Source organism: Streptomyces sp. NPDC054847 (assembly GCF_053610925.1).
This window is the reverse complement of sequence record NZ_JBSGZJ010000380.1, coordinates 1-6,842: the sequence shown is the minus strand read 5'-3', so window position 1 is coordinate 6,842 and position 6,842 is coordinate 1. Positions and strand designations below refer to the sequence as shown.

The window sequence follows — 6,842 nt, the reverse complement described above, 5'->3', positions numbered from 1 at the left end:
GCTCCGGGAAGACCGCCACGGTCGCCGCCCTGTGTGCCGCGCTCCGCGACACACTGTCCATCGCGGTCGTCACCAACGACATCTACACCCGTGAGGACGCCGAGTTCCTGCTCCGCAACGCGGTGCTGCCGCCCGAGCGCATCCAGGCCGTGGAGACCGGAGCCTGCCCGCACACGGCGATCCGCGACGACATCTCCGCCAATCTGGAGGCCGTGGAGGACCTCGAGGACGGCGTCGGCCCCCTGGACCTGATCCTCGTCGAATCGGGCGGCGACAACCTCACCGCGACGTTCTCCAAGGGCCTCGTCGACGCCCAGGTCTTCGTCATCGACGTCGCGGGCGGCGACGACATCCCGCGCAAGGGCGGCCCGGGCGTGACCACGGCCGACCTCCTCGTCGTCAACAAGACCGACCTCGCCCCGTACGTGGGCTCCGACCTCGGCCGCATGGCGCGCGACGCCGAGGAGCAGCGCGGCGAACTCCCCGTCGTCTTCACCTCGCTGCGCGAGCCGGACGGCATCGCGCCGGTCGCCGACTGGGTGCGCGCGCAGCTCGCCGCGTGGACCGGATGAATCCCGGATGAGCGTCCACGCGACTGCCCGGATCGTCGCCGACCGCACGGGTCTGCCCGTTCTCACGAGCGACGGGCCGCTGGCGCTGCGCCGCACCCGCTCCACCGGACCGCGGCTGCGGGTCACCCTCGTCGGCGCCATGAGCGCACCCCTCGGCGGGGACCGGCTCGCCGTCGAGGCCGAGGTGCGCGACGGCGCCCGCCTCACCGTCGACTCGGCCGCCGCGACCATCGCCCTCCCCGGCGCAGAACGGCGGCACGCCCGGTACGACACCACGCTGGACGTCGGGGAGGACGCCGAACTGCACTGGCTGCCGCAGCAGCTGATCTCCGCGCAGGGAAGCGACCTGCGGATGCGCACCCGCGTCCGACTCGCCGCCACGGCACGGCTGGTGCTGCGGGAGGAACAGATCCTCGGCCGGTACGGCGAGGAGCCCGGCACCCTCGCCACCCGGCTCACCGTCCACCGCACCGGCCGCCCCCTGCTGGACACCGGGTTCTCCTGCGGCCCCGGCGCTCCGGGCGGCTGGGACGGGCCCGCCGTGCTCGCCGGCCACCGGGCGGCCGGCCAACTCCTCGTCGTCGACCCCGCGTACGAGGACAAGCCGCCGGAGCCGGTGTCCCTCGGCCCCACCGCGGCGCTCACCCCGCTCGCCGGACCGGCCGCACTGGTCACCGCGCTCGCGGCGGACGCCCTCGCGCTGCGGCGCGTGCTCGACGGCGCCCTGCGGCATCTGCTCGGCAGCCCGTGACGCGGCGGTGGCCCCGGTCGTGTCCTGGTCAGCCGGCCCGGTGCTCCGCCAGCCAGGCGTCCTCCGCCGCGTAGTCGAACAAGGCGTCCTTCCCGTAGTTCGCGGCCATCTTGGGGAACGCCTCGGTCCACTCCCTGCCGTGCAGGCGCGCCGCGAGCCACTCCACGGTCGCCGGCAGGGACTGGGCGTAGCCGGTCACCGCGCGATAGCCCAACTCGGCCTCCGCGGCACTCATGTCGTAGACGACCGGATGCGCACCGGACCAGGGTGTCTCGCCGACCGAGGACGACGGGGGCGGCCCGTCGACGAGGACGGTCTCGGTGCGCCGGCCGAGCACCGCGTCGATCGCGGCGCCGATCTCGGCCACGGTGGGCGCGTCCGGGTCGCCCGCGTTCAGCACCCGCGAGCCGGGCCTGCGGGCCGACAGCCGGACCAGTTCCGCCACGTTGGACACATGGACGGGATGGAACCTGCTGAGACCGCCGTACGCCAGCACGCGCACCTGGCGGCCGTCCAGTGCCCGCTTGACGAAGTACAGCTCACGCGGGGTGCGGCAGTGCGGCCCGTGGACGGCGCCCGCCCGCAGCAGGGTCACGGGCAGCTCGTCACCTGCGGCCAGCAACTCCTGCTCCAGCGCCACCTTCCGGGTGCCGTACGTCGACTCCCCGGCGGCCACGGTGGCCTGGTCCTCCGGAATCGGCACCGGGTAACGCGGAAAGCCGTCGGGCCGGCCCTGGGTGTCGAAGCTGCGCCCCCGGTCGTCCCCGTAGACCGCGCCGCTCGAGATGACGACGGCCGACCCGATCCGGTCCGACATCCTCCTCAGCTGGCGGGCGTGCCCATGGCCGAAGGCCACCATGTCGACGAGGACGTCACAGCCCTCTCCGACGGCCTCCGCGAGGGCCGCGTCGTCCTCCCGGTCCACCCGCACCGACCGCACCGTGTCGGGCCACGCCTCGTCCACGAGGCCGCCCCTGGAGGCCGCCCGGACCTCCCACCCGTCCGCGACCAGGGCGGCCACCGCCGCCCGTCCCATCTGTCCTGAAGCGCCCAGCACGAACGCGTTTCCTCTGCTCATGACAGGCACGCTAGGCGCGGGGGCGGCGTGGCGGCCGCGAAATTAGCGGAGCGCAGATCCGCGGTTCGCGGCCGGGGGCCGCGGCCGGGCACGCCGCCGGGTTCCGCGGCGGGATCCGCGGTCGCGGTGCGGAAGATCCGCGGTCCGGGAGATTTGCGCTCCGAGGCCGGGATGCGCGGCCGGGGTACGCGGTCGCGGTCCGGGAGCTCCGCGGTTCGCGGCCGGGCACGCCGCCGGGTTCCGCGGCGCCCGATGGCGCGCGCGGGCATGGCTCAGGAGCGGCGCCCGGGAAGCCTCTTCGGCTTGCCGCCGCGCTGTTCCTGCTCCAGCTGCTCCTGCTGTTCGGCCTTCACCTCGGCGGCGTAGCGGTCGACGTACTCCTGCCCGGAGAGCTCGAGAATCGCGTACATGATCTCGTCGGTGACCGCGCGGATCGCCGCCTTCTCGTTCTCCATGCCCGCGTACCGCGAGAAGTCCAGCGGCTCCCCGAACCGGACCGTGACCTGCTTGACCTTCGGGATCACCTGTCCGGGCGGCTGGATCTCGAACGTCCCCACCATCGCGCAGGGCACCACGGGCACCCCGGCCTTGAGGGCCATGACTGCGACACCGACCTTGCCCTTGTAGAGCCGGCCGTCGTGCGAGCGCGTGCCCTCGGGGTAGATGCCCAGCAACTCGCCCTTGTTCAGTACGCCGAGCCCTTCCCGGATGGCGGCCTGGCCGGCTTCCTTCCCGGACCGGTCGACCGGGATCTGCCCGGCGCTGCGGAAGAACGCGGCGGTCAGCCGGCCCTTGAGGCCGGGCCCCGTGAAGTACTCCGCCTTGGCGAGGAACGTGATGCGCCGCTTGATGATCGCAGGCATCAGAAAGTGGTCGGAGAACGACAGATGATTGCCCGCCACGATCGCCGCGCCTTCGGCGGGGATGTGCTCCAGTCCTTCGATCCGCGGCCGGAAGAGCAACCGCAGCAGCGGTCCGATGAGCACGTATTTCAGCACGTAATAGAACACGGCGTCTCTCCCAACTCTCCCCGGATCGGCCCTGAGGCCGTGTTCTGCCCGCGTACAGCCCGCACCCGCGGCCTCAGCCGCACTGTGGGCGAGGTCGACCCTGATCGGCTCTGATCGGACTCATGCTGACTCCTTGCTCCCTCACATCATGGGGCGTCAGATTGTTGGCGGCCGATGAAGGCTCCGCCTGCGTTCTCCGGCGATCGATCGTAGCCCGAGACCCCGCATCTCAGAACGGACATGCGTCGCTTCCGGCCCGGCACGACGACGGGACGACCGTCCGGGCCCCGCCGGTGTCCGGCGGGGCCGGGCGGACCGCGTCCGGTGCCTGGCACCGCCGGGCCGGGGTACCCGCCCCTTCCGGGCCGGGAGCAGCCGGGTGCGGGCCCGGTGGGCCGGTCCAGAAAGGAGCCGAGCGATGGCAACTCCTGGTGATCTGCCCGCACCCGAGCAGGGCCTTCTCCTCACGCACTTCCTGACCGTGCGCGACGTCGCGCTCTCGCGGCGTTTCTACGCCGAGATCTTCGGCGGCGACATCGTGCTGGAGGAGAACCCGGCGATCGTGAAGGTGGCCAACAGTTGGATCATCATGAACCCGGGAGGCGGCCCCACCCCCGACAAACCCGGCATCACTCTGGTGCCGCCGGAGGAGGACGGGACGGTGTCCGCGTTCCTGAACGTCCGCGTCGCGGACATCGCCTCCTTCTACGCCGACGCCCTGGCCAAGGGCGCCCGCTTCCTCACCCACCCCCTCGACCGCAAGGCCGAACTGCGCTGCTACCTGCGTGACCCCGACGGCTACCTCATCGAGGTGGGGCAGGCGACGGGCATGCTGAAGGGCGTGTTCGCCGACCGGCCCGACGGGTCAGCGGGATCGCCACCCTGACGGCGTCACTCCTGAGGCGACGGCGCCGGATCGCGGCGCACCGGGTGCTTGCTCATGACGGAGACGCGATTGAACGCGTTCATGGTGATCGCCACCCAGATCACGGCGGAGATCTCGTCGTCCGACAGAGCGGCCCGCGCCTCGGCGTACGCCGCGTCCTGCTCGCCGAGGTCCGCCGGACGGGTGGTGGCCTCCGCGAGGGCGAGCGCCGCCCGCTCCCGGGGGCTGAACAGCGCGGTGTCGCGCCACGCCGCGAGCACGCCCAGCCGCTGTGTGGTCTCACCGGTGCGCAGGGCCTTCCTGGTGTGCAGGCTGAGGCAGTAGGCGCAGGCGTTGAGCTGGGAGACCCTGATATTGATCAGCTCGACGAGGATCCGGTCCAGCCCCGACCGGGCCGCGACGTTCCTGACCGCCTCGGCCGTGGCGGTCAGCGCGCGGTAGGCGTCCGGGCTCTGTCTGTCGATGAAGACCCGGCCGCCGGTCTCCGGTGCTGAGGTTTCTGCCACGTGCACTCCTTGGTCGCGCGATCTCTCGCTGCCCGTCCTATCATGAGGATGTTGAAAACGAAACTTTTTCTGAGGAGGGCTCGCGGTGAGCAATACGGAAGTGCATCCTGCCGAGTTGGCCTGCGGAGCTCGGGCGGACGGCGCGTCCCGACCTCCCGTCGAAGTCCTCACCGCGCGGAGCGTCCCCCTCGGCGGCCCGCGCGCGATGACGGTGCGGCGCACCCTGCCCCAGCGGGCCCGCACTCTCATCGGCGCGTGGTGCTTCGCCGACCACTACGGACCCGACGACGTCGCCGCGACCGGTGGCATGGACGTTCCTCCCCACCCGCACACCGGGCTCCAGACGGTGAGCTGGCTCTTCACCGGCGAGATCGAACACCGCGACAGCCTGGGCAGTCACGCCTTCGTGCGGCCGGGCGAGGTGAACCTCATGACAGGCGGTTACGGGATCAGCCACTCGGAGGTGTCGACGCCCCGGACGACACGGCTGCACGGCGTCCAGCTGTGGGTGGCACTGCCCGAGCAGCACCGGAACGCCGAGCGGAACTTCCAGCACCACGTACCGGACCCGGTTCCGCTGGACGGCGGCGAGGCCCGCGTCTTCCTGGGTTCGCTCGCCGGTGTCACGTCCCCGGTGCGCACCTTCACGCCGCTGCTCGGGGCCGAGCTGTCCGTGGCTCCGGGCGCCACAGTGACCCTCGGCACCGATCCGGACTTCGAGCACGGCGTTCTCGTCGACACCGGCGACGTCCGCATGGAGGGGACGACTCTGCGGCCCACCGAGCTCGGCTACGCCGGCCCTGGCCGGAACACGCTCACCCTCACGAACGAGGCACCCGGGACAGCGCGGCTGATGCTGCTGGGCGGGCCGCCGTTCCCCGAGGAGATCGTCATGTGGTGGAACTTCATCGGCCGCACCCACGACGACATCGTCCGGGCCCGCGAGGAGTGGCAGACCGAGTCGGACCGCTTCGGCCGGGTCGAGGGCTACGACGGACACCGCCTCCCGGCACCCGCACTCCCCAACGCGATCATCTCCCCCCGGAAGAACCCCGCCCCGCCCGCAGAAGGAAACACCATGACAGAGCAGACCGCCGCGCCCACCGTCCGCCACGTGCCGGCGGAGCACCGCTACGAGATCCAGGTCGACGGCGGGATCGCCGGGTTCACGGCCTACCGCGACCGCGGCGACCAGCGGGTCTTCTACCACACCAAGATCGACGAAGCGTTCTCCGGACAGGGCCTGGCCTCCCGGCTCGTGCACGACGCCCTGGACGACGTCCGCGCGGCGCACAAGCGCATCGTGCCTGTCTGTCCTTACGTCAAGAAGTACCTGGAGAAGCACGACGGGTTCGCGGACATCTCCGACCCCGTGACGCCCGAGGTTCTCCAGTGGCTCGACGGCGAGCTCCACTGACACCACGTCCGCAGGCAGGGAGTCGGAGGCCGGCTCCCTGCCTGCGCTGAAGTCGCTTCCGGCGGCGCGTACTTGCTCCGATCGGGCACGTGGTGGCCCTGCGGCGCCGGCGGGCGCGCCGTTTCGACCCGTGAGAGCTGGGAACGCGTCGTACACGGCACGCAGGAGGTGATGGCCATGCCAGGACGCGAAGAGCTTCCGTCCACGCTGGAACGCTCTCCCAAGGACGCTCAGCGCACCTGGATCAAGGCGCATGATTCAGCGGTCGAGCAGTACGGCGAAGGGGAGCGGGCGCACCGTGTCGCGTTCAGCGCCCTGAAGCACAAGTACGAGAAGGTCGCCGACCACTGGGAACGCAAGGAGAAGGGGCGCAAGGGCCCCTCCGACCCGCGGGCCGCCACGCCCAGGCAGCAGCCGGCCCCCAGCGCCGAAGGCGTCGACGAGCAGGCCACGAAGCAGCACCTTTACGACCTCGCCAAGCGGCTCGACATCGGCGGCCGCTCCCACATGACGAAGTCCGAGCTGCTCGAGGCGGTCCAGAAGGCCAATCGTTCGAGCACGCGCCGCGCCCGCTCCGGCTGAACGCCGAGGCCCGGCACGCGGCGACGCCACAGACCCGACG

8 protein-coding genes and 1 pseudogene are annotated in these 6,842 nt (G+C 71.8%); 6 read left to right on the top strand and 3 right to left on the bottom strand.

The genetic code is table 11. The features are described 5' to 3' along the window. Window positions 1-572, top strand: a 572-nt coding sequence (gene ureG, locus ACWGH4_RS27780) for an urease accessory protein UreG (RefSeq protein ID WP_453465780.1), incomplete at its 5' end; no start/stop codon positions are given. 7 nt (window positions 573-579) lie between these two features. Then, window positions 580-1,323, top strand: a complete 744-nt coding sequence (locus ACWGH4_RS27775; protein WP_453465778.1) for an urease accessory protein UreD — start codon at window positions 580-582, stop codon at window positions 1,321-1,323. A 28-nt stretch (window positions 1,324-1,351) separates the two neighbouring features. On the opposite strand, the gene ACWGH4_RS27770 is transcribed toward ACWGH4_RS27775, so the two are convergent. Then, a complete protein-coding gene (locus ACWGH4_RS27770) occupies window positions 1,352-2,401 on the bottom strand; it encodes an NAD-dependent epimerase/dehydratase family protein (RefSeq protein ID WP_453465776.1) in 1,050 nt (349 codons plus the stop codon). Window positions 2,402-2,673: 272 nt separating this feature from the next. Continuing rightward, window positions 2,674-3,411, bottom strand: coding sequence for a lysophospholipid acyltransferase family protein (locus ACWGH4_RS27765; RefSeq protein ID WP_453465774.1), 738 nt, complete (start codon window positions 3,409-3,411; stop codon window positions 2,674-2,676). Between the two features lie 418 nt (window positions 3,412-3,829). Here ACWGH4_RS27765 and ACWGH4_RS27760 point away from each other — a divergent pair, with 418 nt between their 5' ends. Continuing rightward, entirely contained in the window at window positions 3,830-4,297 is a 468-nt protein-coding gene (locus ACWGH4_RS27760) for a VOC family protein (RefSeq protein ID WP_453465772.1), read from the top strand. A gap of 5 nt (window positions 4,298-4,302) precedes the next feature. On the opposite strand, the gene ACWGH4_RS27755 is transcribed toward ACWGH4_RS27760, so the two are convergent. Beyond that, on the bottom strand, window positions 4,303-4,809 hold the full coding sequence (locus ACWGH4_RS27755) for a carboxymuconolactone decarboxylase family protein (RefSeq protein WP_453465770.1): 507 nt from the start codon (window positions 4,807-4,809) through the stop codon (window positions 4,303-4,305). Window positions 4,810-4,888: 79 nt separating this feature from the next. Between ACWGH4_RS27755 and ACWGH4_RS27750 the strand changes: the two are divergent. The 3 genes and pseudogenes from ACWGH4_RS27750 to ACWGH4_RS27740 form a co-directional block, all read left to right on the top strand. Continuing rightward, window positions 4,889-5,857: pseudogene (locus ACWGH4_RS27750) on the top strand (pirin family protein); the annotation flags it as partial. A 24-nt stretch (window positions 5,858-5,881) separates the two neighbouring features. After that, complete coding sequence (locus tag ACWGH4_RS27745) at window positions 5,882-6,220, top strand: GNAT family N-acetyltransferase (RefSeq protein ID WP_453465782.1); 339 nt, start codon at window positions 5,882-5,884, stop codon at window positions 6,218-6,220. Between the two features lie 177 nt (window positions 6,221-6,397). After that, window positions 6,398-6,802, top strand: coding sequence for a ChaB family protein (locus tag ACWGH4_RS27740; RefSeq protein WP_441265907.1), 405 nt, complete (start codon window positions 6,398-6,400; stop codon window positions 6,800-6,802). The last annotated feature ends 40 nt before the right edge of the window (window positions 6,803-6,842 follow it).

Excerpts from the sequence above, each read along its gene's own strand:
- ACWGH4_RS27775 (WP_453465778.1), top strand. The coding sequence starts at position 580 with ATGAGCGTCCACGCGACTGCCCGGATCGTCGCCGACCGCACGGGTCTG.
- ACWGH4_RS27760 (WP_453465772.1), top strand. The coding sequence starts at position 3,830 with ATGGCAACTCCTGGTGATCTGCCCGCACCCGAGCAGGGCCTTCTCCTC.
- ACWGH4_RS27745 (WP_453465782.1), top strand. The coding sequence starts at position 5,882 with ATGACAGAGCAGACCGCCGCGCCCACCGTCCGCCACGTGCCGGCGGAG.
- ACWGH4_RS27740 (WP_441265907.1), top strand. The coding sequence starts at position 6,398 with ATGCCAGGACGCGAAGAGCTTCCGTCCACGCTGGAACGCTCTCCCAAG.
- ACWGH4_RS27770 (WP_453465776.1), bottom strand. The coding sequence starts at position 2,401 with ATGAGCAGAGGAAACGCGTTCGTGCTGGGCGCTTCAGGACAGATGGGA.